The sequence below is a fragment of the Frankia sp. AiPs1 genome, assembly GCF_023716945.1.
GTDB lineage: Bacteria > Actinomycetota > Actinomycetes > Frankiales > Frankiaceae > Frankia.
Map to the genome: position 1 here is coordinate 1 of NZ_JAMQQF010000781.1, position 2117 is coordinate 2117.

The window sequence follows — 2117 nt, forward strand, 5'->3', positions numbered from 1 at the left end:
GCCGAGGTCGCCGCCTCGGCGCAGCGGCTGCTCGACGCGCTTCCGGCCCGCCGTCAACCGCCCTCGACGGTGCCACCGCTGCGGCGGCCGGAAGTACGCGCCAGAGCCGGGCTGGCGCCAGCAGCCGACGGCTAGTCGGCTAGCGGCGCTGGGTCTCGGCCCGCGAACGTCGCCGCCGGCTGCCGGAGTCGACGAGCCGGTCCGGCGCTTTACCGGCAAGTGCATCGGCGCGATCGGTGGCCACGCTGTCGGCGATCAGTTCCCGCGTCCGGTCCTGCTCCTGGTCGTCAAGGCCGTGCAACAAGCTGTCGAACATGCTCACGTGGTCACTCCACCTGGTTGGCTCCGCGGCGTTGCTGCCCTCGCTCTGGGCCCTTCCCGCTCTCGCGTGCATAAAGCACCGAATTTGCTCCGATCTGGTGCAGACCACGGACAAGCCCCTGGCCTGCACGTTTGTCCGGCTCACGGCGGCAGGACGGCGATGGGGGCGCGTGTGCGCGGACGCGGTGGCGGGCACAGACCCCTCGCGGGGAGGTGATGCGGATGACGGTGCGCGCGGCCACGCTGCTCGGGCCGACGGCCGACGTCCCCACACCGTCGGCGGCGGTGGTCGAGCTGCTCGGTGTACTACGCCGGTATCTCGACATGGATGCGGCGTGGCTCGGCCGGATCGAGGGCGACGTGCTCGTCCTCCAGGTCCTCAGCGGCGACGGCGGATCCTTCCACCTCACCCAGGGCTCCACCGTGCGCCGACAGACCGGCCTGTACCCCGAGGTCCTCAGCGGCCGGCTGCCGGCGCTCATCCCCGACACCCTCGCCGACCCCCGCACCGCCGACTCGCCCGTCGCCCACGAGCTGGACATCCGCTCCTACGCTGCCGTGCCGGTCATGGACGGCGACGACGCGCTCTACGGTCTGCTCGGCTGCATCGCCCACCGGCCCCATCACGAGCTGCGTGAACGCGACGCCCGGTTCCTGCAGATGCTCGCCGAGATCCTGCGCGACTCCGTCACCGACCTGCACCGGATGTGGCAGGCGCGCAGCCAGGTGTGGCTGGATGTCAGCCGCCTGATCGACCGGGGCGGCCCGGCGCTCGCCTTCCAGCCGGTGTTCGACCTGGAGCGGGGGCGGATCATCGGGGTGGAGGCGTTGTCCCGGTTTCCGGACCCCTCCCGCAGCACGGCGCAGTGGTTCGCGGCGGCCGGCGCGGTCGGGCTGACCGTCGAGCTGGAGCTCGCCGCGGTGCGCCGGGCGCTGAGCACACTGCCCCGGATCCCAGCGCACATCGGCCTCGCCGTCAACGCCTCCGCGACCACCCTGTCGGCCGGCCTGGTGGAGATGATCGCCGGGACCGACGCGGAGCGCCTCCTGGTGGAGATCACCGAGCACGAGCGGATCGCCGACGCCCCCGAGGTCACCAGCGCCCTGGACCGGCTACGCCGGCTCGGGGTCCGGTTCGCCGCCGACGACGTCGGCGCCGGCTATGCCGGGCTGGAGCAGCTTGTTCGACTCCGCCCGGAGATCATCAAAATGGACTGCAGCCTGACCCAGGGCATCGACACCGACCCGGCGCGCCGCGCGGTCGCGACGGGGCTGGTGCACGTCGCCGAGGAGATCGGCGGCGGCGTGGTCGCCGAGGGCATCGAGACAGCCGGCGAGCTGCGCACCACCCGCGAGACCGGGATCCCCTACGGGCAGGGCTTCCTGCTCGGCTCCCCCACCGGTGTGCTGCGCGACGCCTGCGCCGCGGCCGGCGCGTGAGTCGGCCGGTGCGCACCACGGACTCCGCGAACGGGGACGCCGCACAGGGCAGCGCCGCGCAGGCCGACACCGTGCAGGGCAACGCCGTGCAGGCCGACTCCGCGCAGGCCGACTCCGTGCAGGCCGACCCCGCGCAGGCCGACACCGTGCAGGGGGACACCATGCAGGGGTGTGCGGGGCCGCGGGAAGGCCGGTAGGCCGTCGCCCGGCGCGGGGGATCCGCCGCCGCGGGCCGCGGTGGCCCGATCGGGGCGGCTGGCACCGGCCTCGATGTACAGCCGGACCAGGCCGGTGCGCTTGGACGACTTCGGCGCGCTACTCGCCAGCAACCGGCGGCGCGCGCCGCGCTGCGGCGG

The 2117-nt window shown here is 74.0% G+C and carries 3 protein-coding genes and 1 pseudogene; 3 read left to right on the forward strand and 1 reads right to left on the reverse strand.

Going from position 1 to position 2117, the window contains the following annotated elements:
- Positions 1-135: pseudogene (locus ND748_RS34795) on the forward strand (DUF2277 domain-containing protein); the annotation flags it as partial.
- Positions 136-139: 4 nt separating this feature from the next.
- On the opposite strand, the gene ND748_RS30585 reads toward ND748_RS34795, so the two are convergent.
- On the reverse strand, positions 140-322 hold the full coding sequence (locus ND748_RS30585) for a hypothetical protein (protein ID WP_041939414.1): 183 nt from the start codon (positions 320-322) through the stop codon (positions 140-142).
- A 221-nt stretch (positions 323-543) separates the two neighbouring features.
- Here ND748_RS30585 and ND748_RS30590 point away from each other — a divergent pair, with 221 nt between their 5' ends.
- Positions 544-1761: an EAL domain-containing protein gene (locus tag ND748_RS30590; RefSeq protein WP_251749759.1), complete on the forward strand. Its 1218-nt coding sequence runs from the start codon at positions 544-546 to the stop codon at positions 1759-1761.
- 8 nt (positions 1762-1769) lie between these two features.
- On the forward strand, positions 1770-1958 hold the full coding sequence (locus tag ND748_RS30595) for a hypothetical protein (protein ID WP_251749761.1): 189 nt from the start codon (positions 1770-1772) through the stop codon (positions 1956-1958).
- Positions 1959-2117 lie beyond the last annotated feature (159 nt).

What these genes read in the sequence shown, in the direction of transcription:
- ND748_RS30590 (WP_251749759.1), top strand. Translation starts at nt 544, where the DNA reads ATGACGGTGCGCGCGGCCACGCTGCTCGGGCCGACGGCCGACGTCCCC.